The sequence below is a fragment of the Rickettsiella endosymbiont of Aleochara curtula genome (genome assembly GCF_964030935.1).
GTDB lineage: Bacteria > Pseudomonadota > Gammaproteobacteria > Diplorickettsiales > Diplorickettsiaceae > Aquirickettsiella.
In genome coordinates this window covers 1,529,428-1,555,721 of the sequence record NZ_OZ034990.1, presented here as the reverse complement: position 1 = coordinate 1,555,721, position 26,294 = coordinate 1,529,428, and the positions used below count along the sequence as shown (strand labels likewise).

The 26,294-nt window shown below is 37.6% G+C and carries 19 protein-coding genes; 11 read left to right on the top strand and 8 right to left on the bottom strand.

What is annotated here, in order from left to right; genetic code table 11:
• Nucleotides 1–2 precede the first annotated feature (2 nt).
• Nucleotides 3–887 (bottom strand): arginase, encoded by an 885-nt coding sequence (locus tag AAHF87_RS06880; protein WP_342147770.1) that lies wholly within the window; start codon nucleotides 885–887, stop codon nucleotides 3–5.
• Between the two features lie 156 nt (nucleotides 888–1,043).
• Nucleotides 1,044–2,429 carry a hypothetical protein gene (locus AAHF87_RS06875; RefSeq protein WP_342147769.1) on the bottom strand — a complete coding sequence of 462 codons (1,386 nt, stop codon included), beginning with the start codon at nucleotides 2,427–2,429 and terminating at the stop codon, nucleotides 1,044–1,046.
• Between the two features lie 399 nt (nucleotides 2,430–2,828).
• Here AAHF87_RS06875 and AAHF87_RS06870 point away from each other — a divergent pair, with 399 nt between their 5' ends.
• The 3 genes from AAHF87_RS06870 (at nucleotide 2,829) to pgi (ending at nucleotide 8,326) form a co-directional block, all read left to right on the top strand.
• Nucleotides 2,829–5,006 (top strand): cation:proton antiporter, encoded by a 2,178-nt coding sequence (locus AAHF87_RS06870; protein WP_342147768.1) that lies wholly within the window; start codon nucleotides 2,829–2,831, stop codon nucleotides 5,004–5,006.
• Nucleotides 5,007–5,378: 372 nt separating this feature from the next.
• Complete coding sequence (gene pcnB, locus AAHF87_RS06865) at nucleotides 5,379–6,725, top strand: polynucleotide adenylyltransferase PcnB (RefSeq protein ID WP_342147891.1); 1,347 nt, start codon at nucleotides 5,379–5,381, stop codon at nucleotides 6,723–6,725.
• Nucleotides 6,722–8,326, top strand: a complete 1,605-nt coding sequence (gene pgi / locus AAHF87_RS06860) for a glucose-6-phosphate isomerase (protein ID WP_342147767.1) — start codon at nucleotides 6,722–6,724, stop codon at nucleotides 8,324–8,326. Before pcnB ends, pgi begins: the two co-directional genes overlap by 4 nt.
• Nucleotides 8,327–8,356: 30 nt before the next feature.
• Here pgi and AAHF87_RS06855 read toward each other — a convergent pair whose 3' ends face one another.
• Nucleotides 8,357–8,776: a hypothetical protein gene (locus tag AAHF87_RS06855; protein ID WP_342147766.1), complete on the bottom strand. Its 420-nt coding sequence runs from the start codon at nucleotides 8,774–8,776 to the stop codon at nucleotides 8,357–8,359.
• A gap of 205 nt (nucleotides 8,777–8,981) precedes the next feature.
• On the opposite strand from AAHF87_RS06855, the gene AAHF87_RS06850 reads away from it, so the two are divergent.
• Entirely contained in the window at nucleotides 8,982–9,860 is an 879-nt protein-coding gene (locus tag AAHF87_RS06850) for an LOG family protein (protein ID WP_342147765.1), read from the top strand.
• A 142-nt stretch (nucleotides 9,861–10,002) separates the two neighbouring features.
• On the top strand, nucleotides 10,003–10,926 hold the full coding sequence (locus AAHF87_RS06845) for a hypothetical protein (RefSeq protein ID WP_342147764.1): 924 nt from the start codon (nucleotides 10,003–10,005) through the stop codon (nucleotides 10,924–10,926).
• A gap of 129 nt (nucleotides 10,927–11,055) precedes the next feature.
• Here AAHF87_RS06845 and AAHF87_RS06840 read toward each other — a convergent pair whose 3' ends face one another.
• Together AAHF87_RS06840 and AAHF87_RS06835 are read right to left on the bottom strand one after the other, a co-directional pair.
• Complete coding sequence (locus AAHF87_RS06840; protein ID WP_342147763.1) at nucleotides 11,056–11,229, bottom strand: hypothetical protein; 174 nt, start codon at nucleotides 11,227–11,229, stop codon at nucleotides 11,056–11,058.
• Between the two features lie 14 nt (nucleotides 11,230–11,243).
• On the bottom strand, nucleotides 11,244–11,417 hold the full coding sequence (locus AAHF87_RS06835) for a type II toxin-antitoxin system Phd/YefM family antitoxin (RefSeq protein WP_342147762.1): 174 nt from the start codon (nucleotides 11,415–11,417) through the stop codon (nucleotides 11,244–11,246).
• A gap of 464 nt (nucleotides 11,418–11,881) precedes the next feature.
• Here AAHF87_RS06835 and AAHF87_RS06830 point away from each other — a divergent pair, with 464 nt between their 5' ends.
• Both AAHF87_RS06830 and AAHF87_RS06825 read left to right on the top strand, forming a co-directional pair.
• Nucleotides 11,882–17,428: a hypothetical protein gene (locus AAHF87_RS06830; protein ID WP_342147761.1), complete on the top strand. Its 5,547-nt coding sequence runs from the start codon at nucleotides 11,882–11,884 to the stop codon at nucleotides 17,426–17,428.
• A gap of 4 nt (nucleotides 17,429–17,432) precedes the next feature.
• Nucleotides 17,433–18,578, top strand: coding sequence for a hypothetical protein (locus tag AAHF87_RS06825; protein WP_342147760.1), 1,146 nt, complete (start codon nucleotides 17,433–17,435; stop codon nucleotides 18,576–18,578).
• Between the two features lie 31 nt (nucleotides 18,579–18,609).
• Here the strand turns inward: AAHF87_RS06825 and AAHF87_RS06820 are convergent, their stop codons facing one another.
• The 3 genes from AAHF87_RS06820 to icmV are packed head-to-tail and all read right to left on the bottom strand — an operon-like array spanning nucleotide 18,610 to nucleotide 22,127.
• Nucleotides 18,610–19,128 (bottom strand): hypothetical protein, encoded by a 519-nt coding sequence (locus AAHF87_RS06820; protein WP_342147759.1) that lies wholly within the window; start codon nucleotides 19,126–19,128, stop codon nucleotides 18,610–18,612.
• A 31-nt stretch (nucleotides 19,129–19,159) separates the two neighbouring features.
• Complete coding sequence (gene dotA / locus AAHF87_RS06815; RefSeq protein ID WP_342147757.1) at nucleotides 19,160–21,676, bottom strand: type IVB secretion system protein DotA; 2,517 nt, start codon at nucleotides 21,674–21,676, stop codon at nucleotides 19,160–19,162.
• Nucleotides 21,669–22,127: a type IVB secretion system protein IcmV gene (gene icmV, locus AAHF87_RS06810; protein WP_342147756.1), complete on the bottom strand. Its 459-nt coding sequence runs from the start codon at nucleotides 22,125–22,127 to the stop codon at nucleotides 21,669–21,671. Before icmV ends, dotA begins: the two co-directional genes overlap by 8 nt.
• Nucleotides 22,128–22,344: 217 nt before the next feature.
• Between icmV and icmW the strand changes: the two genes are divergently transcribed.
• Genes icmW through dxs form a run of 4 tightly spaced genes read left to right on the top strand, consistent with a single transcriptional unit; the run spans nucleotide 22,345 to nucleotide 26,287 of the window.
• Nucleotides 22,345–22,797: a type IVB secretion system protein IcmW gene (gene icmW, locus AAHF87_RS06805; RefSeq protein WP_342147755.1), complete on the top strand. Its 453-nt coding sequence runs from the start codon at nucleotides 22,345–22,347 to the stop codon at nucleotides 22,795–22,797.
• Between the two features lie 2 nt (nucleotides 22,798–22,799).
• Complete coding sequence (locus tag AAHF87_RS06800) at nucleotides 22,800–23,342, top strand: hypothetical protein (RefSeq protein ID WP_342147754.1); 543 nt, start codon at nucleotides 22,800–22,802, stop codon at nucleotides 23,340–23,342.
• A 35-nt stretch (nucleotides 23,343–23,377) separates the two neighbouring features.
• Nucleotides 23,378–24,391, top strand: coding sequence for a hypothetical protein (locus tag AAHF87_RS06795; RefSeq protein WP_342147753.1), 1,014 nt, complete (start codon nucleotides 23,378–23,380; stop codon nucleotides 24,389–24,391).
• A gap of 18 nt (nucleotides 24,392–24,409) precedes the next feature.
• Nucleotides 24,410–26,287, top strand: coding sequence for a 1-deoxy-D-xylulose-5-phosphate synthase (dxs, locus tag AAHF87_RS06790; protein WP_342147752.1), 1,878 nt, complete (start codon nucleotides 24,410–24,412; stop codon nucleotides 26,285–26,287).
• Nucleotides 26,288–26,294: the final 7 nt, after the last annotated feature.

Sequence of the window (26,294 nt, the reverse complement as noted above, 5' to 3'; positions counted from 1 at the left end):
GTTTAAACTCCAAAAATACCCAGCAATATTTCTTTAATTAATCTTTCGGTTTTAAGATCCTTATCATGATAAGGGTTGTATTCCACCACTTCAACTCCAATAAGCGATGTTTCTTGGCGTAATAGAGTCAATACTTGGCATAAACTCTCCCCTGCAATACCGTTAGCTTCTGGCACACCGACGCCGGGCGCATCAAAAGGATCAATGGCATCTAAATCCAAACTAACGCCAAATCCTGAGCTATTTGCTTTAACATAAGCTATCGCTTCCGAAAAAACGCTATCCAAACCACGCTTTGCAATCGCTTGCATGTTATAAACACGTACGCCTAAACGCTGTAATAATTTTTCTTCTTCCTCCTCAAAACTACGGATGCCGATTAACACCAAGCGTTTTGGATCGATTTTAGGACGAGGTATAGCGATTTGTGTTAGCGCTGGATCGCCATAACCTAACAGCGCTGCCAAGGGCATACCATGAACATTACCCGTAGCCGTCGTTTCAAAGGTATGACTATCCATGTGTGCATCGATCCAGATCAACCCCAACTCACTCTCAGGTTGTTGCTCGAGCGCAGCGGCGACACCACTCCACGTACCGATTGCACAAGAATGATCGCCTCCCAACACCGCAAAGCGTTGTTGTTGTTGGACTAAATCAAAAGTTATGGCAGCCAATTCGGTATTGAGTTCCACCACGCGCTGCAATTTATCGCTTTTGTCGCCACTACGCGGCACTAGCATGGCTTGCCAATGAGCACGCAAATGCTGTTCGGATAATTGTTGCTCTAAGACATGCTTTTGTAGCTGCAGCGGACCTTCGGCACAGCCAGCTTCATTCGCAGCGATGCCCGATGCATAACCAATCAGAGATAGTGATGTTGTCATGGATATTGACCCTATTAATTGGCACATTATATACCTATATATATCGGACTCACATAAGCAAGCAACGGACAAAAAGAAAAGGACATTGTGATGAGCAATGTCCTTTAATGATGTATCTTAAACTAGCAAATCAAATGCTAATTTTAATAGTTAAGATCATCTTAGAGTAAAACCATCCGTAATAGGTGGTAGATTGTTTTTATCAGTTTTGGTTGTATTAAAAAATCCCCTAAAAAATCGCCCAATTGTATTAGCATTTTGAGAATCTTGACTTTCAGCCTTTTGGTTTTGTAGGTCAGTTACGTTAATTTCAGTAAGCTTAGTAAGAGTTTCAAAAGCTATGACTATGTTATTTACTATAGTTACTAATGAAATAGACTCCGAACCATCAGGAAGTAAATCATTTAAGCGGTTCTTAAATATTCCAAGCTTTTCGTCATTTAATTCTTCAAACATAAAAACACAGTTCACCTTAGGTGACAGTCCGTCTACCTGATCTTCACCTGTATTTTCGTTAGCATCGACTATATGAAAAATCACATTGGAAGGTTTACCGTCCCACTCATCCGTAGATTCATAATCATTGGTATTCTGATCATCTAACTTTTCATCGGACTTTATAGCTGCGCGGCGTATATCAAGAGCATTTTTTAATGCCCTCATAAAATCAATACCATTACTAGAGTTGGGCCCGCTTGATTTTCCACTTTCGTTTTTTTGTTTATTCTCTTTGACAATTTGTACGATATCCTTGATTAAATCACCTTTACTAATATTCATAGGTAATGGAGGTGGGGGTGGTACCACAGGTTCTTTTTTTTCTTCTGAAGATGTTGTTACTTGATTATAAGAACTTGAAGAAGCTGCACTTTCCGATGTTTCGTTTTTCTGAAGAAAAGGGAGGGGTTCTCCAATTACTGAACCAGAATCTTCTAAACTGTTATTAAGAACTGAATGACGGTTTTCAACAAATTTACCAACCACTATTTCTAAATTTTCATTAAAAGCTGAATTTTGATGTAAATCAAAATAATTAGCTTTCTTCTCCTTCAAAGCTATCCTGATTGCATCTATAGCAGACCCTAGAGATTCATTCTCAATCTCTGCGTTAACCACAAACCTTTGTGTGTTAAATAATTTTCTTGCCCAATAACCCAAGAGTTGCGCCCAATAAACAATACGCCATGAATGTGAATCTGATGTCGGTTTAGCCTCAGGAGAGGAGTTTTTGGCCAAAAAATAACGTAAAAGATCTGACTCACTATATTCAGCGACGATAAAAGCAACTAAACAATTAAAAGCATCGGTGTATTTTTGTTGTTGACCAGCATCAGTATTCTCAAATTGATGTTTTTTTAGGAAGGATGCAAACTCTTGCTCCCCTACTTGGTTCATCTCTTCAAAAAATGTTTTAACACAACGAGCCAGATCCATTTGATAATTAGTTCCATCGTTGATATCAAGTCTCTTAATCTTAGGGAAAAAATTATCCTTAATCTCTAAGGTTCTATTCTGCAGACCCACTGCTTGTAATTTTGTCATATCTTACCTTAATTTTATTGTGTTAATAGGTTTCATGATCGTTTATTTCCATCATACTAAACAATATCGCTAAATTTTTATTTATGATGTTGATAAGGATCATACGTTGTTATCGAAGAGTAAAGAAAAAATATTAATGAAATATTAAGTTCTAAGAAAAGTTTCGTCAGCTATTGCGCTGCAGATCAATGACTGACTTTTATGATACAAACATTGCATTTACTTTTTACTAATCAATTACAAAGACTCGTTTCAGTAAATAAGATTGCCTTAAGTTTTGTTTAAACAAAAAATCTTAAAAAATTAAACTATGCAAGCAATGAATCGTTTTCACTAAAGCTGCAATACAAAGTCATGCAAAAACTTGATATATCCTAAAAGAAGACTAACAATACATCTATGCAACCCCTTGCTCCACTGATTAAAGATCTCGCTGTCATACTAGGCGTCGCCAGCTTAGTCACACTGCTATTTCAAAAAATAAGACAACCGGTCGTATTGGGTTATCTATTATCCGGAATTATTGTCGGCCCGCATGTGCCGCCCTATGATCTGGTGACTGACGTACCCAGCTTACATACGCTCTCCGAATTGGGCGTTATCTTTTTGATGTTTTCACTCGGTTTAGATTTCAGTTTTCATAAACTGAAACGCGTTGGCACACCGGCTATCATTACTGGCTTGTTTGAAGTACTGATAGTTTTAGCCATAGGCTTCGTGCTAGGCAAAATATTGGGCTGGTCGACGTATGATTGTATTTTTTTAGGCGCGGCACTATCCATCTCATCGACCACTATTATCATCAAAGCCATGGAAGAATTGGGTTTGAAAAGCAAACACTTTGCTGAACTGGTCTTTGGTGTGTTGATCGTCGAAGATCTACTCGCGATTTTATTACTCGCCGGACTCTCTATCGTAGTTGGCACACATGCGGTTATTTCTGCCACACTCGCAGACTCCGCGATTAAACTTTTTATCGTGGTTGGTAGTTGGTTTTTGATCGGTTATTTTTTAATTCCCACACTGATTCGAAAACTAGTCGACGTCGCCAATCAAGAAACTTTAACGATTGTTTCCGTAGCGATGTGTCTAATATTGGTCTGCATTGCCGCGTATTTTGGTTATTCCACGGCATTAGGCGCCTTTATTATGGGTTCCATACTCGCTGAAACCGATTTAATTCAATTTATTGAACAATATATGCGGCCGATCCGTGATATTTTTGCGGCAGTGTTTTTCATTTCGGTGGGTATGCTGATCGATCCGAGTATGATCTTGCAAAATATTTGGATAGTATTACTCATTTCCATCATCACCATCATCGCTAAAATTCTTGCTACCGGCACCGGCGCCTTAGCATCGGGACAAAGTTTAACCACGTCGGTGCGCGCCGGCTTTAGTATGGCGCAAATCGGTGAGTTTTCTTTTATTATTGCCGGCTTAGGACTGACATTACAAGTGACGCGCCCTGCGCTATTTCCTATTATTATTGCCGTATCGGCCGTAACCACGTTTACCACGCCTTATCTCATTATGTCCTCGGCGGCATTGAGTAAACTTTTAGAAAAAAATCTTCCCACGCGCGTGAGACAGCTACTCAGTCATTACACGATACTCATCCATCGTTACCTAAGATTGAAGAAAAAACGTGCGGTTTACAGTCAATACATCACGCGCTTGCTGATTAATAGCGTCATGGTGGCTATTATTTTTAGCTTAAGTGAAAAATGGATATTTCCAAAAATTAGTGAATGGATCACTGCAACTTATTGGGTAAACACCTTAAGTTGTCTGATTGCCTTATTATTAGCTTCGCCATTTATCTGGGGCATGATTTTTGCCTACCGTGCTTTCCCGCATCGACGCCTGGCAGCCATTAAACCTATTATTGCCATAGGATGGATTTTTACTTTAACCGTCATCACGACGTTAGCCGTCACTTATTTTCATACTTGGTCAATTATTTTACTGCTCATCCTTATTGCGTTTACCTTATTTAGTTTATTACATAAACCTTTACAAAAATTTTATCCTTGGTTAGAAAAAAGATTTCTAGCCAATATTAAAACGCCGAGCATACAAGAAACTTCCAAAGATGAATTAAGCGCTTGGGGTGTCAATTTAAAAGGCACTGACATCCAGAATAATTATTATTTTATTAATAAAACCATACAAGAATTAGACTTGGCGCAACAATTTGGCATCCATGTGGTTGCGCTGTATCGTGGCCCCAAAATCATTTTGACTCCGCCACATCATGAAAAAATTAGGCTGTATGATAAACTGTTTATTTTAGGTAGTGACGAACAAATCGACACCTTTAGTCAGCTATTACAGGTAAACATCTATCAAGAAGAACTGGAATTATTTAATCATCTGGAGCTAAAAACTTTTTTACTTGATAAAAGCCATACGTTTGTTGGGCTTACTATAGAAGAAGCCATGCAAAAAAATCATATCGATGGAATCGTATTAGGCATGGAGCGCAAAGGTGTCAGGAAAATTAATCCAAGTAAAGATACAATTTTACGTAAGGAAGATCTGTTGATCTTGTTAGTCTATAAAGCTTCAACTTAGTGACACTAGGCTTAATCATCATTGCGAGCTCATAAGCAACTTTGTCATTACAAGCACCATAGCTATGTTGAACGTCATTGCAAGGTTTCTAGCGCGTTGATGTCTTACGAACATGAACGCCATTGCGAGCGCCGCAGCAATTGTTCTTCATTGCGAGGGTTAGCGTGTTGACGGCATTACGATCGCCGCAGCTTATTGTTCGTCATTGCGAGCGCCGCAGGCGCGCGGCAATCTAGACATTCGCTCGCCATGACCGTGATTTTTTTATACTATTATGAAAGAATTTTGGTAGCATACCTGCCTAGAAGTGGGTTTTCATAGGTTTTTGAGCAAAAAATTGTCTATCAATTTGTCAAACCTACCCATTAATGAATTATACAAAAGAGGAAGATCCCCATTATTAAGCAGTTTTTCCATCGACTATTCCCCAAAAAAATAGCGCACGTACCAGCCAACATCATCCCTAGGGCTGAACATACTATTTCCCGCAAAGATATTAGTGATAATGCGCTTAAGGTTCTTTACCGACTGAATCAACATAAGTATAGTGCTTATTTAGTAGGTGGTTGTTTACGGGATATTTTACTTAAGCAAAAGCCTAAGGACTTTGACATCGCCACCAATGCTAGTCCTGAAAACATCAAAAAGCTTTTTCGTAATTGTTTATTAATAGGCCGCCGCTTTCGTCTCGCACATATTCGCTTTGGTCGGGAAATCATCGAGGTCAGTACCTTTAGAGCGCAAAGCAAAAAAAAATCGCTTAAACATCGCAAGATTGCCACGCACGGTATGTTATTACGTGATAATGTCTATGGAACTATTGAAGAAGATGTATGGCGACGAGATTTTACCATGAACGCCCTCTACTACAATATTGCAGATTTTTCCTTGGTCGACTATTGTGGCGGACTCACGGATATACAAAATAAAATCGTACGCATTATTGGCGAACCACGAACTCGTTATCAAGAAGATCCGGTTCGGCTTTTACGCGCGATACGCTTTGCCGGAAAATTAGGTTTCCAGTTAGATCCCGCTACTGCCGAACCGATACAAGAACTTGCGCCTTTACTGCGTCATGTGCCACCCGCTCGCTTATTTGAAGAAGTACTTAAACTTTTTCATCATGGACAAGCCTTAAAAACCTACCAATTACTACAGCAATATCATCTACTCAACGAATTATTCCCATACGCTAAGCAAGATTCTCTAGATGATACCAACGACAAACTACTAGAACTTGCCTGTGAAAATACTGATAAACGTATTCAACAAGGCAAAACCGTTTCACCGGCATTTTTATTTGCCGTGTTTTTATGGCCTACCGTACAAGCTAAAGCTCAACAACTCATAGCCCAACACACACCCATATTTGTTGCCTATCAACATGCAGTAAGTTATGCACTGAGCAAACAACAAAAACTGATTACTATTCCGCGTCGGTATAGTACCGCTATTCGTGAAATATGGGATTTACAACATCGATTGTTGCAACGACGTCCTTTTATGTTGCACCGCTTAATGAATCATCCGCGCTTTCGTGCTGCTTATGATTTTTTATTATTACGCGCCGAAATCAAGGAAATTGATCCCGACATTGCGACATGGTGGACTGAATTTTTAGAAGCCGATGATGAAACCAGAAAACAATTAATCCTAATCGCAACGCAAGCGCCCCGAGGAGCCAAACGTCCCAAAAAACGAGGAAGAACAATATGAATGGAATCGAAGCCGAACTGACTCAGTCGGCGAGCTGGAAGAATTTAAAACAGCATTTTTTACAAATTGAAAAAATCAGCCTCGCAGAATTATTTCATAATGATCCATTACGTGCTAAAAAATTTAGCTTAACTGAAAAAAACTTATATTTTGATTATTCAAAAAATCCGGTACTTGATAAAACGCTAACACTATTCGCTCAATTAGCCGATAATGCTCATCTGAAGCAGCATATCCACGCTTTATTTTCAGGTGCTTGTGTAAATACTACACAACAACTTCCTGCCTTGCATACCGCATTACGCGACCCACGAAAATCCGGATTAATCGTGAATGGCGAAGATGTCTTAGTAAAAATTCATGCCTGTTTAGATAAAATGCAACACTTCGTGGAACAAATACATCGGCAACAATGGCGCGGCTTTAGCAACAAAAAAATAACTGACATTGTTAATTTAGGGATAGGCGGCTCAGATTTAGGACCTTTAATGGCCGTTCATGCCTTGCAACTCTGGCAAAAAAACTCCTTACGCTTTCATTTTATCTCATCGATCGATGACAGAACATTACGAAGCTTATTAGAAAAAATAAACTTAGAAAGCAGCTTATTTATTATTACTAGCAAATCCTTTACCACTTGCGAAACGCTTTTGAATGCCAAAAGCATCCTAAAACTATTTCAAGAAAAATTTAGCTCAGCAGCCATTAAACAACATTTCATAACCGTCACCAGCGAAATCGAGAAAGCCATTGCATTTGGTATCGATCCTGAGTGCGTATTTCCACTTTGGGATTGGGTCGGCGGTCGTTATTCATTATGGTCAGCGGTGGGTTTACCGATTGCCTTAGCCATCGGTATGTCAAATTTCCGTGAACTGCTTAGCGGTGCGCATGCTATGGATCGCCATTTTTTCCATCAACCCTGGCGAGCAAATATGCCAGTGTTATTAGGTCTGTTAGGCATATGGCAAGTCAATTTCTTTCAATCTTCCGCTCATGCGATATTAGCCTATGATGCAGGACTAAAGTATTTTCCAGCTTATTTACAACAGTTAGAGATGGAAAGTAATGGTAAATCGACGCGTATTGATGGTGAGGCAGTAGATTATGACACCTGCCCGATTATTTTCGGAGACATAGGTTTAAATGCGCAACATGCCTTTAATCAACTGTTTCATCAAGGTACGGCGCATTTTTCTGCGGATTTTATTTGCAGCTTACGCCATCCCAAACTTAATATTCGGCATCATCAACATGTCATCGCCAGTGCTTTAAGTCAAAGTAAGGCTTTTATGGAAGGTTGTCATAGCGATATCCAATACAAAAATCTGCGGGGAAATCATGCCAATAATATGCTGGCAGTCGATGAACTTAATCCATTTAGTTTAGGATTGATGATTGCGCTTTATGAACATAAAGTGTTTGTACAAAGCGTTATTTGGCAGATTAATCCATTTGATCAATGGGGAGTTGAATATGGCAAACAATTAAATAAACAGATTTACCAAAGTTTAAATAACCCTAGCAAGCAAACTACTGAAAACTTTGATTCCTCCACCCAGGGCTTAATCGAACGCTATCAAGAGATTAATAGCTCATAAAGTAAACTATGCACCAAATCATGGACCAACCTAATACATAAAACGAATTAAGGTGAGTAATACCACGGTCTGGATTGCTGAAACACTCAGCACCCATTTAGCGATCTGCTTACTAAGATTCGCATAAACTTTTTCTATTTTTAATTCAAGATCGCTTTTGATTTCTCCTATTTTCAATTCAAGATTTCCCTTTATTCCTTCCATTTTTACTTCAAGATCGTTTTTTATTCCTAGACTTTCTCTTCTTAAACCTTCTATTTTAAGCTCTAACTCTTTTAATTTAATATTGATATTACCTTCTAGCTCGCGTAGATCTTGTTTAGTACAAATGTTGTCATCAATGGCGCGGAAAATAAGGTCGACTTGAATCTCAGCTTGCTGGGGCGGAACCCCCGCCTGCTCTAATTTTTTTGCCCAACTTAAGGTGTCGAATTTCATCAGTGCCGCCATATTTAGATTTCCTTATTATTTTTCTTCATTTTCTCTCAGACACTAGGAATTATACACCTAAAATAGTGCAAGTAAGAATTTTATCCAGAACGAATCTTAATTGATATTAAAGACCGTCTGTATTGCTTTTACTATCATTTATTTATATTAGGCACACTCGAATAGCACTGATATACTTATCATTTATACCCATCAAGGTTAATGAATGGATATTGCAGATTCTAAGCCGTTTTCATCCGCAAAAGTCGAAGTTAAAAAGCGTAGCCGGCAAAAAGTGGCCTGGCCAGCCTATGAACTGGCTTTTTTAGATCATGATTTTTTGCTGCACAAATCCTTACGTTCAGTGCGTTTGCAATTAGAGTTGTTAAAACCAGAACTCTCGCAACAAAAGCTAAAGATCGAATCCACCATTGTTGTGTTTGGCAGTGCGCGAGTCGTCGATCCTGAAGTAACCAAGCAGGAATTAAAGCAAGTACAAAAGAAATTAAAACAGACTCCCAATAGTGCTTCCGCCAAAAAAACAGAAAAATTGCTTAAAAACCAACTCGAAAAAGGCAAATACTACCAAGAATCGCAACGTTTCAGTCAAATTGTCTCGGAGCGCTGTCAAAAAAATCGACGTCGTCATTTCGTCATCGTCACCGGCGGTGGACCCGGCATCATGGAAGCCGCTAATCGCGGTGCACAAGATGTCAAAGCTAAAAGTATCGGTTTAAATATCGTGTTACCGCACGAACAAAATCCTAATCCCTATATCTCGCCTGAACTGTGCTTTCAATTCCATTATTTTGCGATACGCAAAATGCACTTTCTGATCCGTGCCAGAGCCTTAGTCTGCTTCCCAGGCGGCTATGGTACTTTAGATGAACTCTTTGAAGCTTTAACGCTGTTACAAACCAAAAAAATCAAACCGATTCCGTTACTATTATTCGGCAAAAAATATTGGTCCAAACTGATCGATTTTAATTTTTTAGTTAGTGAAGGCATGGTCGATGCCAACGATTTGAAATTATTTCATTATGTCGAAACCGCCGAGCAGGCTTGGAAAATCATCGCTGAATTTTATGATTTGCCGAGAAAATAAATAAAACACTGATATCAATTTTTATTATAAATAAGCTTTAGCTAAATTTATTCCATCAATCTATTTGACTGTATAGTATCTTTTTAGACATTTACTAGATTAGAATCTAAAAAGTTTTTACACAAATAAACAAGAATAAAAAATGGCTGAAAATAAGCAACGAGCAAACCACGACTCAGCATGGAAAGATATATTAGATGCCTATTTTAAAGAGTTTATAGAATTTTTTTATCCTGAGATTGCTACAAAAATTGACTGGTTAGCGCCGTATATAGCTTTAGATAATGAACTTCAGTCTATTACGACGGACGCTATGCTAGGTAAAACGGTTGTTGATAAATTAATAAAAGTTAAATCGTTAGCAGGGAAAGAAGAAGTTGTATTAATCCATATCGAAGTCCAAGGACAAAAAGAAGCAGAATTTTCTAAACGACTATTCCAGTATTACTGCAAACTTTTTACAAAATACGATCAATCTATTCTAACATTAGCTATTCTGACCGATAATAACCAAAGCTGGCATCCAAATAGTTATCAAAGAAATGTTTTTGGCTTTTCAGTAGTAAACTTTAATTTTAAAACTCATAAATTACTTGATTATTATGACAAAAAACAAGAGTTAGCGATTTCTAACAACCCTTTTGCAGTAGTTGTTTTAGTCCACCTTATTTTCTTAGAAACTAAAAAAGATCCTAAAGCACGATCGCAAATGAAATTTCAGCTAACTCGCCGTTTATATGAGAAGGGTTATAATCGAGATTATGTAATAAATTTGATCAAAGTGATAGACTGGGTATTAGTCATACCTGAACATCTGGAGTTAAAATTTAAAACAAAGATTAATGAATTAGAGGAGAGAAAAAATATGAGTTATATAACCAGCTTTGAGCGATTAGGTCGAGAAAAAGGACTACAACAGGGATTACAGGAAGGCCGACAAGAAGGCCGTCAAGAAGCGCGGTATGAATTGGCTAAAAGCCTTTTAGCAGAAGGTTTTGCATTAGATTTAGTAAAAAAAGTAACCAAATTATCTGATTTGGATTTAAATGAACTAGAGAAAGCTTAACTTCTAGTAGACACCTAGCGCTTCATTAATTTATATCGAGTCATGCGCGGCGTATTTACAGCCGCGAAGATCGATCATGATGCCCGTCAGCTCATCAAGACGGGAACAAGTAGGTTAATATGCGATCCTTTAGCGATTGTAATCCCAGGGACAGACTACTTGTAAAGAATCAAAAATAAAGTCTTTTTTATTTCGTGTGACTAAACGCAAATCATGAAAACGCACCGTTGCCGCTATAAGATTATCAATAGCAGGAAGTGGTTTGTTTACTGATGATAGTAACCTAACCCATCTATCAGCCACCTCATGATTTATGACTAAAAATACGATCCCTGTTTCGAAATTACCACTACAGCCGGTTTACCATGTAAAGTAATCTCTTGTGGGCCATGCAAACTCGCCGCTTTGACCACTTCACTCAATCTAGCCTTAGCATCTTGTAATTGCCAAGCATGCATATCCACCCCATTATCAAAAAAATCTAGTCTCACTAGTCATTTCAATATAATAAACCGCAAAAAACAACCCATTTATATTTGACTTTAGGAAGCGATTTTAGTTATCTATTTCCAGTTAACAAGCATATTTCTCCGCGCGCGCCGTAAATGATGGGCAATTACTCATTATATTGCGAGCACTAAAATATTTATCGTCATTGCTGAGCGCGTAACATATAATCGTCATTGCCAAGCCCTAAAATATTCATCGTCATCGCCGAGCCCGTAACATATAATCGTCATTGCGAGCACCGCAGGTGCGTGGCAATCCACTCGGCCTCACTGAGGTTTCACCCTCCCTTAACAGCGCTCATGAATACCTTCATTTTTATTCTTAATCTGCACATAACCTTTCATTAAGGAAACCTTAAGAGTTTCTTAAGCTTCATCGCGTAGAATTAAATAAGTAAAAAACCTTTGTTATTAATAATAAAAATAATTCGATATAAGGAATAAAAATGAAGCCGTCTATCATTGAAATCTTAACTACTTTAAACGTTAAAAAAAATATAAAGCAACATATTGAACAAATCGAAAATTACTATAAAAAATTTAAAGTTAGCCCTCTAAAAGATTTGCTTAATGAAGATGAAAAAACATTAAATGACAATCCCATTCTAACCGAATTGAAAAAAACTCTTGAGTCGCATGCTACTACAAAAGAAAATCCCAGCAAGGAAGATTTAGAAGTAATAAAACGTAAAATTTCAGAAAAAAAATTAACAATTGGAAAATTAAATTCTCAAGCAAAAGATTCTATCCTTGAAAATCTAAAAAAAGTCGAAGCAAAAATAATTGGTTTTATTAAACAACAGCAAAATATGATGTCTGATGAAATGCGAAACCAAGCTTATACCGACGCTAAGAATGCACTATGTTTAGCAGATATTGAATTAGTAAAAATCGAGATACAAAAAGATATAAGTGAAAAAAATATTGCTGCATTATATAAATTAGTAAATCCGAATATTCTTGGCTTAGCTAGAGCTCTTTCCCTTAAAAATGAAATTGATAGCAGCGATGTTAATCGTGAAAATTTAAATATTTTCTTCGATTCAATTAAAACACAACTTAATCTAGCTACCGACGAAGCTATTAATCTATCAAATTTAGAAAAAATACCTAACTGGTCAGCATTTAAGCTTTCATTAAATACAAAATTGGAACAAAATAAAAAACGAAAATTACAAGCGCAAAATGCTGCTAACACCTCTGCTAATCCTGATATTACTCACTCAATGAAAGTTTTAAAGGAATTGCAGGAAGAAAATCAAAAATTATCTGCAGAAATAATTACACTTAATGAAAAAATAATTTTTTTACAAACCCAACTACCTGCTGAAACCTCTAGCATTGAAGAAAATTTATCAGAAACTAAAAACCTTAACGACACTTTGCAAAACCCAAATACTTCTGAAGAAACTATTACAGAAAACTTACCATTTTTAAGTTTACTAGATGCACTTACTGAAAAAGAAACGCAGCTTGCCGCTTTGGAAGCATCTTTTAAATTTTTTAAAAAAGACTACGATATACTTCATAATGAAAAAAATGAACTCCAGAACGAAGTTGTAAGGCTTCAAAGGCTAGAAATAAATTTTGTAAATAAAGAAAAACGTGACAACTCCCACGCTAAAATATTAACTACATTACACAATCTAAAACTCCCAGAAATCGGTGCTCTTAAAAAAGAATTACTAGACAAAGAGTCCAAGTTAAAAGCATTAAGAACGAAACTCGAAAAATTTAACAGCGACACCAATAGATTAGTTCAAAGTTATGAAACAGAATTAACTCAAAATAAAGCTTTAGAATTTAAACTCCAATCTCAACTAAAATCAAAAGAAGAAGAAATAAATCAGTTAACACGTAAACATCAAGAACAAATTCTTCTGTTTGAAAAACAAAAAAAACTAATTGAAGATGATAAAAACAAACTTGTAGATCAAGTAACTGTTAAAGACAGTGAACAACAAGTAGTAATTGAACAGATTACACGAACATACGATGAAAAAATAAAACTTCTAGAACAACGGATTAATTCTCTTAATACAGATCATGAAAAACTTTCAGAAAAATTAATCGCCACAAAAGCAAATTCAGAAAAATTCGAAAGTGACTTAAAGCTAGCTAATGAAAATCTTACAAAATCAAGAGAATTATCAAATAAATTAAAAGCAAGAAAAACTGAACTTCAAAATGAAATAGATACTCTAAAAGAATCCTCCAAAAAAGCTGCAGAAACTATATCTGATCTTGAAGTTGAAAAACTAAAATTAGATACTAATCTAAAGAATATGCAGGAAGCTTTAGAAGAATCTAAGAATGAAATAACTAATCTCCAAGATAAACGAGTTGCTCTAATTGAAAATGATTCGACTAATAAAGATAAAATATCTGAGCTTACAGGCAAGATTAGCTTGCTTGAAGAAAAAACTAAAGGCCAAGAAATTTCTATTAAGGACCTAACAAGTCAAATAAAAGTTAATTTAGAAAAGTTAAAACAAGATTCAGGGGCTCAAGTATTAGAATTACAAAATGAGTTAGCAGCAGAAAAAAAAGGAAATATTGAAAAACTTGATAAAGAAAAAAATCAACTTACGAAAAATATAAATACTACGAATGAAGCTTTCGAAGCGCTTAAAGTCGAATTCGAAAAAACTAAAGAAAATTTGACTCAAATCCAAAGCGAGTTAGATAAAGCTAATGAAGAGCTTACACAATCACAAGTTAGTACACACAAATTATCTGATGATAATAATAAATTAAAAAAAGACGTTGAAACTCTCCAAAAAACCCATGGCGATCTACAAAATAAATGTGATAGGCTTAAAAAGAGATTAAAAGATAAAAATGAAGAAATAAAGAATTCAAATGATCAAATTACCGAAATTAATCAACAACCTCAAAATGGCAAACAGAAAGTAGAAAGCTTAGCTACACGATTAGAAGAAGCTGAACAAAATACGCAAAGTTTGAAAGAACAATTACAGGAATTAAAAAAGGATAAGGAGAATAAAGTTATGCCAAATCAAAATGTACCCGTCGAAGCACCTCTCATCGATCTCAGTACAAGCGAGGATGATAAAACCCCTCAGAGAGTAAGTGAGACCAATGCTGACTCGGCATTAAGTTCATCCCCTACTCCTTCTTCACCTCAAACATCAAGCTCCTCACTTAATTTGCAACTTCCAAATCATAATTCATCTGTGGATCAAGGCGATTCAGGTCTATTTCATCCTTTGTCATCAAACCCAAATACGTACTCTTCGGAACCAATTATAAATAATCCGAATTTAAAGCAACCAGTAAGAACCTCTCCTTTTTCGTCTCCCCCATATTTACATCGATCACAAAGCTCTCCCGCTTTGAACAAGGCAAATGAAGAAAGAAACGGAGCATTTATCGGAGCTAATTCTAGGGAGAGTTTGACAACCCTTGGAAGTACTGGCGGTATTACAGATCCAACTGTATCAACAAAAATAACTCCCGTAAATACGGGTACATCCATGCCTACACTAGAACAACAGATAGATAATTTAATATCAGGTCCTGAGTTTAAAAATCAACTAACAAGGGACTTAGCTGCACGACTAAATAACTATTATAAAAAAGCTCTTACACATGAACTGAATCTCTCTATGGAAAATTTAGATAGCTTATTGCTAGAACCTAGTGAGGTAAGCAAGCGTCAGTTATTAGCCGATGGTACTGTAGATCATCTGCTCAGTATCGAAGATGCAAAACAAGAAATTAAAACAGCGCTTACTCAAATAGTTTCTGAATCTGAAGAAGAAAATCTACTTTATCCTGAAAATGCAGCAAAAGAATTTTTAGATATCTTTTTTAAGCTGAATTCATTTACTAATGCCCCAGCAGACTATCCGGAATGTCATGATAGATTATTAAACTCTCTTAATGCTAATAAAGCCAATGCCCAAGCATATGTTGCGCTATTAAAACTTTGTGATGAGCAGATCTTAAGCCCACAAATGAAACAATCTGCTTCGATTTATATTCAAACTCAATTGGCAAATGGTTTAACCGCAATTAATATAAATCCTGAAGAATATAGAGCGTGGATAATAAACACAGCTTCCGAATTTGTTAATGAAATATTAAATCCAAGGAATATGCTTGATGCCTTAGAAGCAGCAAAAGTTAGCTTACCTAACTCAAGTAATTTGCTACAAACTACAAAAGATATACTGTCTAAGCAATGTGATGCAAAAATTAAATCTATTATTGAAGATAATTTTGCTCACATTTTTATCGATGGCATTTTAGAAAAAATTAATAATGGTGTGGAATTGTCTGCTGATGAAATACAGAAACTACCACCGCAACTGCAATATGCCGATACAGTAAACGATTTTGAGTTAGGCTTGAAATCGGAATGGCCTAATTTAAATTATTTTAACGCATCTGCGGCTCTTCGTGAAAAGTGCTTTCGAACCGCTCGTTCATTGCTACGCATAAAAGCTTTAGATCATTTAGCGCAAATTAATCCCGAAGAGTTACTTGAAGAAATAAATCATCATGATAATGAAGCTTGGCTAGAAAAAAAGCTTCAATTAATAACGGGTAAATCTGTTAATTTAAAACTAGTTCAGCTAGAAAAAGAACAAAAAAATTTATTAAACGAACTCAGTTCCTCACTCCATATATCAACTTTCTATGATATAGCGATTACCGGTAAATCCATTCCCGATCTTATCCAAGAAATAGAAAAAGTTAGTAAAATCCAATTGTCTGTTGCTGAGCAAGTAAGTCAGATTTTTCAGGAGATCGACACAAAACAAGCTGCATATCCTGAACTAAAAGATGACCGGGAACTTGTCGACTTTGTAGGTGACTTTAATCAGCCTCTTGAAGAACAAGATAAGGCTTTACCAAAAATTAATGCCGACCAAGCTACCATTCTTTTAATGCGAATCAATCAAGAATTAGCAAAAAACAAATGGGCTTTCGCTTATAATAAAACTGAAAAAGAAATTATTTCTGATAGTTTAGTTAATATCAGTCAACAAGAAATTTTCAACTTTACTAAGGATGAAAGCAAAGAACTAATCGTACTTGCTTGGAAAGTATTATGTAAAAATCCTAGTGATGATCTGAAAAAAATAAAGCAATGGCTAAAGCTTACGCTAGAAAAAAGAGAACAAGCCCTAAAAGATACTATGAAAAAAAGAGAGCATTGGCTAAAAGATATTGCACTCCTTCATGCTATCACCAAAAAATTGGCCCTATTTAGTCCAAAAATAAAAGAAAATATCGCTAAATTTGAAGATTTAAGAGTTCGCAAGGAAGAGGATATCAATCAGCTGGAAGAGCCCGTAGCCAAGAAAATAGAAGATGCTGTGTATCTTCCTCATAGGCATACGATTATTGCCAATTCATTAGATCCCAATGTAGCAAAACCTCTTCCTGCCGATTTTGAACTATTAGATGGTGCTTTTTATAAACAAGATCCGCTCCAAATAGGCCAAACTATTACTTTTGCATTAAACTTACACAATGGTGAAGAACAGAAATGCTCTGTTACTCGCAATGAAACATGCTTAGCTTATAAAATTCATACTCCTTGGCTAAATATTGTTAATAAGATCAAAGATGGAGTTGCAAATAAAATGACTTATGCTAGATCAAATACAAATAGCTCCAAGCAATTCAATACCGAAGAAGAAACTCTTTTCACACTATTAACGCATGCTGTTAATAGCTCTAAAGGTCCAACTCATACGATTATGCTAGGTAAAAAATGCTCTAATGAAAAAGCAATATTTATTTGTTTTTTTGCAGAAAAAATCAATGCTGACCCAAACCTAAGTAACAAAAAAACCATACTAGTGGTAAATGCTAAGGATAAGCTCAAAGTACATTCAGATGATAAAAAAACAATTTATAATAAATTCCATAAAGCAAATTCTCATTCTGTAGAACTTGGCAATGCGGCTATACGAATCAGTAATACTCTCAATCGTAATAGACCAACAGGATTATAAAACTATGCCAATAAATTTAGAACAATATAAGATTGCCTTCACACACATTAAAAATAAATTAGTTAATTTACCTAATTATGATAAGGAAGAATTTTTTAATTTATTTGGTGAAAAATTTAAAAATAATCTTTCCGAATCCGGAAAAAATATTTATGCTGCGGGTTTAAATAAAGATGCATTAGCAGCAACTTATAAAAAAATGGATGAAGAATTAAAATCAGAATATGTAAAAATATTAGATTTAGCTGAGAAAGATGCATTAGCAACTTTTGATCCGCATGCAACTGTAGAGAAAGCAAAAAACCTTTTGCTGTCGAAATTAGATGAATTAAAAATTATACTTTGCGATACCTTAAAGCATGAACTCACTGCAAATGGGCAAATCTTCGATGAAGAAGATAAAAAAGAACTAATTAATGTATTAAACGAATATCTTGATAATTGTGGAAAAAATCCTAATATCTTTTTAGGAAAAATTAACGGAGTTTGGCCTGAAGTAGCTAAGCTTCAATTACATATAAATAACGAAGAATCAGAATTTAAAGCAAAAAATCCAGATGCCACGTTTGCTTTAAAAGAAACCGATCTTGATAAGCTATCAATCGGCGCTGCGCCTGCCCCCGTCACTGGCCTTAAAGTTCATAAAGATAATCTTTCTGAGCAAATAATGCATGCTTCAGCTAGCGGACGGAAATTAGATATGGAACTTATTCTTTCTGATTGGGACGCTATTTTTAGGCAACTCGCCGAGATCGCATCTCATTATAGAAATCCAGCTATTGTTCTTCTTATAGTGCTGATTTTTTATTTTGCGGCCGCGATATTTAACAATGAAAAAAGGGTTGTGGCTGCGATTAAAAAAGTCATTGAAGAAAAAGGTATTATAATAAATCTTGAAGATATAACGCTTACCATCAAACGTTTGGATAATAATGGCAAACCCGTCGTCATTAGGGAAAAAGCAGCTTTAAATGCAGAGCAGATAAAGGAATTACAATTGAGTAATGATGAAGTTAAAAAGAAATTGCAAGAACATCATACCTTGCAAAATAAAAACAAGAATCCGTTATCAACACCCCCCTTTGTGGAATCTGGTTATAATTCAGAGACTGAAGAAGAAGAAATCTTAAGACCTAGAAGAGGGCCTTAGTTTCCTTCAAAAATTCAAACGTGGAAAAGTTTTATTTGCTAGCTGTATAAGCGATGCTAGTGCGTAAGCTGTCTAGGCGCGGCAAACGATCATGTAGTATTTGGGTCTTATTATCCGGCGTAAAGTTAGTTACTTTTATTTTATACTTTTCACATTCAAGACTAGCAAATCGCTGAGCTGCGTCCAGTCCAGCAAACTTCAGCTTTTTGGCGCCACGCTCACTCATTAATTTAATCATCTCGCGTACTGTTACTAGTAAGCGTCCTGTAGAATAACTACCATAATTTTTTCCAGCCGATGTTTTTAGATGCGTGCCGTAGTCAAAGATTTGATAGGCTTGTTCAATTTGAATGATATGAGGTTTAGAGCATGCAATTCTTCCAGAAGCATCCCCTCCTTCGTTACCCTCATCCATAGAAACTTCAAAATAAGCCCACAAAAGCAATAAATATAAATACGCTTGCTGATTAATATCAGAACTTTGCGTAATTTCAGCCAGCTGAGCGAAGAGCTCATCTAAATTTAAATTGAATTCAGCATCATCTTTCATAGCTTAAAATATCGAATTACTAATGGTGAGACTATAACAAAGCTGCTTCAGCCGCGGCATTAGCACCGCCGCCGCCTCCCGCTGCACCGCCGCCTGCTGCTCCACCACCTGGACCACCACCAGCAGCGCCGCCGCCATCATCACTTCCGCTAGCACTCGCTGAGGTTTGATTACCTGATGATAAGGCTTGACCGGCTTTTTGCCCACTCGTAAGTGCGCCACTGATAGTTTCACTGGTAGGCGCTTGTTGAGCCAACGACCTTACATCCCCATCATGTTGTTGACGAATACCTTGCAGCATGGACTCTTCATGACCACTTTCTTGGGGACCACCGATCCAACGCAATACTTTATTCGGCACTTCATAAATCATCGCAAAGCTCCGATTCACAATGGCCAATACGGCAGCCGTATAAATAGCCATCATGGCTAATTGATAGACAATACTAAAGATATCACCATTGTATTCTGTTAAATACTGTGAGGCGATACTAAAGCCACGATTAAAAACAGAAATGGCGACATAAGACAGGATGATCCCAAAAATAAATCCAAATATCATCAACATCGGCCTTAGGAAAACACTCGCTAGCAGCATAACAGACTGTTCAGCTTTACCTAAAAAGTCATGGCCCTCCGGGTGCGTAATGCCTAGGGCAACTAACGGTGCGGCTAAAATAGCCTCCAACACCACAGCAAACCAAGTAATGCTACCAAATGCAAACAGGAAAAATGGAATTAATGGTATGTAATAGGACAATAAAGAACCTAGAACTAGGTTTATTACCATCCAAACCGTCACTATAGGCATCACTAACATAATAACTGACATAGCAGCCAAGTTGGCTATAATCGTAACCGACGGGAAGAAAAAAGATCCAATAGCTGAAAGAATTCCTCCGGCAAAAGCGACTCCTATGATACTAGCCCATACGGTTTCAACCATCTTTACTAAACCATTTCCCAGTGAGGCTAAAGCAAAAATAGGATCCATATTTTTGTTATTCAAATTATCAGCAAATGTACTTTCAAAGTCATAAACCCGTGGGAAAATAACATTCATTATCCAAGATGCTGCTGAACCTAAACCATTTTCTGCTGAATTTTTTGGGAAGGAAGGATCCGCTCCAGGCCCTGGATTATTATTCTTTCCGGCTTGAGCAATCTCATCCCTAATATACCGGTCGATAACACCATCATTAACCGGTAAATTATTTTTTAAATTAAGTTTAACATTGTCATCCGCGATGTCATTAAAACTACCTTTATCATAGCTAGGATTAAATTGTGGTATTAATTTATCTTTAATAGCCAGAGTCCCTGTATTATTTCTGATATTTTGATTTAAACGTGCCATGTTATAATAATAACTGCCTGCCAATATCCAACCCGTGTCTTTAGCATTCTTGATGAAGTCTTTATATTTTTTATTGGCATCGTCCTCTAAGGATCGTAAAGCGGGTTTTACAATTGCAAAATAATCATCACCGGTATCGATTAATGCATTGGGAGCAAAGATTGCATCGTCTGCTTTTAAAGTGACTATAGGAACTGTTTTATCTGATTTATCTGCGTAAGGAGGAACTAATTTATTCGCTATGGATTTAGCTAACCCGCCTATGTCTAAAGTCATTTGTCTAGCCGCAATACTGGCACTATCATTGGCTGTCAATTGTGCTGGGTTATAAACTTGGCCATTATCACTCTTACCAATAAAATCCCAAGAAACGTTCCCACACATACCTATATATTTTTCGTAAGGTGTTTTGACTAAACCTTCTCTACCAGGAAAGCTTATAAACCCACCGGTATCATTGGCATAATTTATCGGTGCATGCGTATTTAAACCATCAGGACCTTTCCCAGTCACAGACAGTGAACTCATAAAATCGGGAACCGGAGCAACAGGAGCAGCAGGAGGTGTGCCAGAAGAAGCTGAACTTGCAGCATTTTGGCGGTTTAATGCATTTTGCACGGCCAGCATACAGGTTTCTGACTTCAGAATATTGCCTGCATCATTGATAAGAAATGTATTATTTGCTTTTCCAGATTTTGGATCCGGTGCTAGAGATTGTATCGGTTCGACGATGGTTCCGTTACGATTCATATAATTTAAAGCGACATTCCAAACTTCATCCGCCGCGCCTACTCCTTGTACCACGACCCACATCACCATGATTTGTATAAAAGAATAACCGGTGGCTTTCGGTAATAATAAACCCACACCCATAACCGTTCTTACCGGCACCCATATCGATGACCATTTCTTACCGAGAAACTCACCTTCATGTGAGGTATTTAATACTGAGATAAATAAGACATAGGTTAATATGGTAGAAGCCATCACTAGTATAATGGCATTAAAGGCACCGAACATGGTTCCTAAAATTTGACTTCCTGTGCCATGTAATACGCCATCTACCACGCCGAAAATTGTCGCTAAATACGACATGGATAGATCGGTGGTGGGCGGTGTTAAGCTTAGCGTATCTGCTAATAACAAGGAGGGAAACAAATAGAGAAAGCTAATTAATAGAAACTTACGCATTATTTTTCTTTCCTATAATAAATTGATTATTAAACCAATCACGAAAACCACAACCTAAGCGACGTTGTTTAATTTGAAAAAGCCAGAAATGATAACGGAAGATTTGCGTTAAAATAATAAAACTAATGCCTAGACAAGGAAAAAATCCTCGAAAAGCATGGTAGTACAAGAGATAAACACTATAGCTAATGCTAAGAAAGAAAAGAAAAATCCAAATCCACAGCAAACGCGTAAATTCTTTACTGCGTTGAATTAAATCGGCTGGAGTTAGCTTTAGACGTAACAGTGCCTCCTCAAAGGACTCCTGTGTCTTCGCTTGATCAGGAATAAAAAACTTTTTAATAAACCCGAAAACCGAACGATTATTTTTAACCAATTGTCGATAGTCTATCCACTTCGGAACATCAACAGCTGGCTTAATTATTTTTTTTATACCACCAAAAAAACTCACGTATCACCCCGCGGTTTAATTACCTATATTATCCTGACCCTATCAAACTTGCAAATTTCGGTTTCTAGACTAAATCGAGTATCATGACGAGCAGAAAACCCCTAGCAGCTTGAGATTGAGTTTGATTTCACCCGCATTAAGTTGGATAATCAAGCTTCCTTTGCAGCAGTTTATACCCAATTAGATTGGGTATTACAAATAAAACAATACAATACTTATGCCTGACTTAACTCACAAAGGTTCACACCTCTATTGGAAACACTATCAAGACCCCTTAATTTATAGGGTACTGTGCTTCATGGAAAGTGTCGAATCCTGGACTAAAAATGGCGACACCGCACTTGAAGCCAGCATCGATGAACTAGGAAAAGAGCTGGATGACATTGATAAAGTCGATCTGGATAAGCTTGCTCAGCAAGCTTTGTTTATTCGTTTAGGCAATCATTTGGGGATGTCGCGTACTTTACGTCTACTCCAAGCCTTAGATACGACACATCCCGGTTCTGCCGCTAAATTACTCATGCATGCCGAAGAAATCAGCAATGGTCCTGAAGACGAAGCGGGCTTATTTCTGCGTAGAAATATTAGCTTTGAACGCTTACGTCTACTCGCCAGAGTGTTTTCGCAAGATCGTTTGGACTTAGTTTTAAAAGCATTAGAAGGTGAATAATTATGCTAAAGCCTCTGCTATCTCGATGCTGTTTAATTTTTTTTAGCTGCTCCATGCTCAATGTAGCCTATGCGTATCCTGAGCCCACGAAAAGTGACCCTTTACAGGCCTATCGTGATGAAATCAAACAGTCTGAAACCAATGCCTCGCAAGCAGTTTTGGATGCTTTAAAAGCCAATGCCGATCCGGAAAGCCCCTCTGCTCAACAAAATCAGTCAGTCCCAGAAACCTCTGCAGCATCGGCGATACCGACTCCGCGTTCAAACAACGATAAAGCCTTTTCAGCTCCCGCTAGTAAATCTGCAAGCACAGAAAATTCAGCCAATAAAAATCCCTGGCTGCAACCTAATCCCTGGGCACAGCAACCGCCTAACATTTGGGAAAAAAACGCTAAAGTAAACCCTTATTCGAATGCACCTATTCCCGGACCAACGCCACCATCGAACGCTTCTACTCATTTAGCTATTCCTAGTCCACCGAATATTTTTGCACCCTCACGACCCACCCCTAGTCCAAATAAACCGCAAGCCAATGCTAACTTTTAAGAAATTTTACTTTCAAACTCCATGAGGATGTTGTTATGTCTTACTCATCAAAAATAAAAACTTTAAAAAGCAGTTTTTTAAGTATTAGTTTAGCCAGCTTAAGTTTCTTGAGTTTTCCTAGCTATGCCGATACCGGTAGTAATATCAGTGTGGATAATTTAGTTGCGGGTTATGGCCAGATCGCCATCAAAGCTAACACTATGAATTCTGCACCACTAGGCGATGATCTAACCATTGCGATTAATAATGCCCAAGCCGCTTATTTGTTATATCCCAGTTCGCCTTTGGTTAGTCCGTTGACACAACAATTACTGACCCAATCTGCCAACTTAAATGATACTAGCAATAATATTTTAGCCTTCACTTGGAATCCGAATACCAAAAGCAACGCTAATGTTGAAAAAGATCCTTTAAAATCGATAGATATCAATAGCTTGCTACAACCTATTAGCTATAATGCGACTGAAGCCATTCAAGCTAAAAATGTGATTGATGCCTTAAGTGCTTCACTAGCGCCTATCAATACCGTCAATCTCAATCAACTGGTTGCAAATCTAAATGGTAATAAAGCCAATAACTTAAGAGTTAAGCTGAATGAAAAACCCATACAAGAATATCTCGCCAGCCTACGCAGTTATTTAGCCACACAAAGTGTCGCGGTAAGTAATCTTTATCAACTTTATGCAGAACGACAACCCATCGATCCTAGCAAAGCTGATCCTGCCGTCCAGCCTGCGTTGGCTGCATTAAGCCATCAAACATCGGGCCCTATCAGCCTATTAAAATTGGAAAATTTTATGGCGACGCGACGAATTCTCGATAAAAACTGGTACAAAAATGATTTGATCCATGAAAATCCGGCCACCTTGCAACGTCAACAAGTCGAATTACTAGCCGAAAACTTAGCAGAAAGCTACCAAACACGGATGACATTAGAGCGTTTACTCGCTACTATGTCGGTCTTAGTGTTAGAACTGAATAATCAAGGACGCTCGCAACTGATACAGCAAGCACAAAGCATTAATAACCCTAATCAAACATCAGGATAATTTTCTTTTATAAACTACATGGACCTCAACAACAGCACAGGTTCTTTACTAGAACAGATTAATTCTCCCGCACAGTTGCGCAAACTCAATGTTGCGCAACTGCCACAATTAGCTGCTGAGCTTAGAGCGTTTCTCATTCAAACGCTGGATCAATGTGGAGGTCATTTCGCGGCTAATTTAGGAACCGTGGAATTAACCATTGCTTTGCATTACATATTCAACACGCCGTATGATCACATTGTTTGGGATGTTGGTCACCAAGCCTATCCACATAAAATCCTGACCGGTCGCCGCGAACAACTCTGTAGCATTCGGAAAACTCATGGTTTAGCTCCTTTTCCTTCGCGTGAAGAAAGTTCATTTGATAGTTTTGGTGTCGGCCATTCGAGCACTTCGATTAGCGCCGCATTAGGATTTAGTGTCGCTGCAAAAAAAAATAATACCGATCAAAAAGCCATAGCGGTGATAGGCGATGGCGCGATGACTGCTGGCATGGCCTTTGAAGCTTTAAATCATGCGGGCGATATCCATGCGGATCTTTTAGTGGTACTTAATGATAACGACATGTCGATTTCCAACAATGTCGGCGCCTTATCTAATTATTTTGCGCGTATATTATCCAGCAAACTTTATTCTAGCGTCAGAGAAGGCAGCAAAAGAATTTTGGAATCTATTCCTAGTGTCCGTAAATTCGCTAAGCGGACTGAAGAACACGTCAAAGGCATGTTAGTCCCAGGCACTTTATTTGAAGAATTAGGCTTTAATTATATCGGCCCGATAGACGGCCATGACTTACCTTTATTGTTAAATACACTCAGCAATTTACGCCAATTATCCGGCCCGCAACTGGTGCATGTCATCACTACCAAGGGTAAAGGTTATACCGCTGCCGAGCAAAATCCTATTGCTTATCATGCCGTCAATCCACATTTTTTAGCGCCGGTATTACCCACTTCGAATAAGCCCAAACCTAAGACCTACGCCAATATTTTCGGCCAGTGGATTTGTGATATGGCGGCTATCGATGAACGCTTAATCGCGATTACACCGGCGATGCGTGAAGGATCGGATCTAATAGAGTTTTCCGAACGTTATCCGGATCGCTACTTTGACGTGGGTATCGCGGAACAACATGCCGTCACTTTCGCTGCAGGTTTAGCCTGCGCAGGCCAAAAACCGGTAGTCGCCATTTATTCTACCTTTTTACAACGTGCTTATGATCAATTGATACATGACGTTGCATTGCAAAATCTACCGGTATTATTTGCTTTGGATAGGGCCGGGATCGTAGGGGGAGACGGCGCAACTCACCATGGCTGCTTTGATCTCTCCTATCTGCGTTGTATTCCGAATCTGACACTCATGACACCCAGTAATGAAAATGAATTAAGACAAATGCTTTACACCGGCTTTCAACTCAGTACGCCTTGCGCGATACGCTATCCGCGCGGTGCCGGCATAGGTACTTTAGTTGAACAAGAAATGTCATGCATACCTATCGGTAAAGCTGAAATCTGTCGCAAGGGACACTCGATAGCCTTGTTGGCCTTTGGCTCTATGGTACACGCGACTCTCAGTGTCGGCGAGTCATTAGATGCAACCGTGGTGAATATGCGCTTCGTCAAACCTTTGGACGAAAAGCTGTTACGTAATCTAGCAAAAACGCATGGTTTATTGGTCAGCTTAGAAGAAAATGTTAAGGTAGGTGGTGCCGGGTCGGCGGTGAGTGAATTTCTACATCAACAAGGCATTGCTTGTGATGTGTTGATCTTAGGACTTCCGGATCGATTTATCGAACATGGTGATCCGAACACATTACTCGCACAGGTAGATTTAGATGCCACCACTATTTTGTCTGCTATTGAACAACGACTAGCAGTGTCACTTACTTTTTAGTACAGTA

What these genes read in the sequence shown, in the direction of transcription:
- AAHF87_RS06880 (WP_342147770.1), bottom strand. Translation starts at nt 887, where the DNA reads ATGACAACATCACTATCTCTGATTGGTTATGCATCGGGCATCGCTGCG.
- AAHF87_RS06800 (WP_342147754.1), top strand. Translation starts at nt 22,800, where the DNA reads ATGCTAAAGCCTCTGCTATCTCGATGCTGTTTAATTTTTTTTAGCTGC.
- AAHF87_RS06830 (WP_342147761.1), top strand. Translation starts at nt 11,882, where the DNA reads ATGAAGCCGTCTATCATTGAAATCTTAACTACTTTAAACGTTAAAAAA.
- AAHF87_RS06825 (WP_342147760.1), top strand. Translation starts at nt 17,433, where the DNA reads ATGCCAATAAATTTAGAACAATATAAGATTGCCTTCACACACATTAAA.
- AAHF87_RS06845 (WP_342147764.1), top strand. Translation starts at nt 10,003, where the DNA reads ATGGCTGAAAATAAGCAACGAGCAAACCACGACTCAGCATGGAAAGAT.
- pgi (WP_342147767.1), top strand. Translation starts at nt 6,722, where the DNA reads ATGAATGGAATCGAAGCCGAACTGACTCAGTCGGCGAGCTGGAAGAAT.
- AAHF87_RS06855 (WP_342147766.1), bottom strand. Translation starts at nt 8,776, where the DNA reads ATGGCGGCACTGATGAAATTCGACACCTTAAGTTGGGCAAAAAAATTA.
- dxs (WP_342147752.1), top strand. Translation starts at nt 24,410, where the DNA reads ATGGACCTCAACAACAGCACAGGTTCTTTACTAGAACAGATTAATTCT.
- AAHF87_RS06875 (WP_342147769.1), bottom strand. Translation starts at nt 2,429, where the DNA reads ATGACAAAATTACAAGCAGTGGGTCTGCAGAATAGAACCTTAGAGATT.
- icmW (WP_342147755.1), top strand. Translation starts at nt 22,345, where the DNA reads ATGCCTGACTTAACTCACAAAGGTTCACACCTCTATTGGAAACACTAT.
- dotA (WP_342147757.1), bottom strand. Translation starts at nt 21,676, where the DNA reads ATGCGTAAGTTTCTATTAATTAGCTTTCTCTATTTGTTTCCCTCCTTG.
- AAHF87_RS06870 (WP_342147768.1), top strand. Translation starts at nt 2,829, where the DNA reads ATGCAACCCCTTGCTCCACTGATTAAAGATCTCGCTGTCATACTAGGC.
- AAHF87_RS06850 (WP_342147765.1), top strand. Translation starts at nt 8,982, where the DNA reads ATGGATATTGCAGATTCTAAGCCGTTTTCATCCGCAAAAGTCGAAGTT.
- AAHF87_RS06820 (WP_342147759.1), bottom strand. Translation starts at nt 19,128, where the DNA reads ATGAAAGATGATGCTGAATTCAATTTAAATTTAGATGAGCTCTTCGCT.
- AAHF87_RS06795 (WP_342147753.1), top strand. Translation starts at nt 23,378, where the DNA reads ATGTCTTACTCATCAAAAATAAAAACTTTAAAAAGCAGTTTTTTAAGT.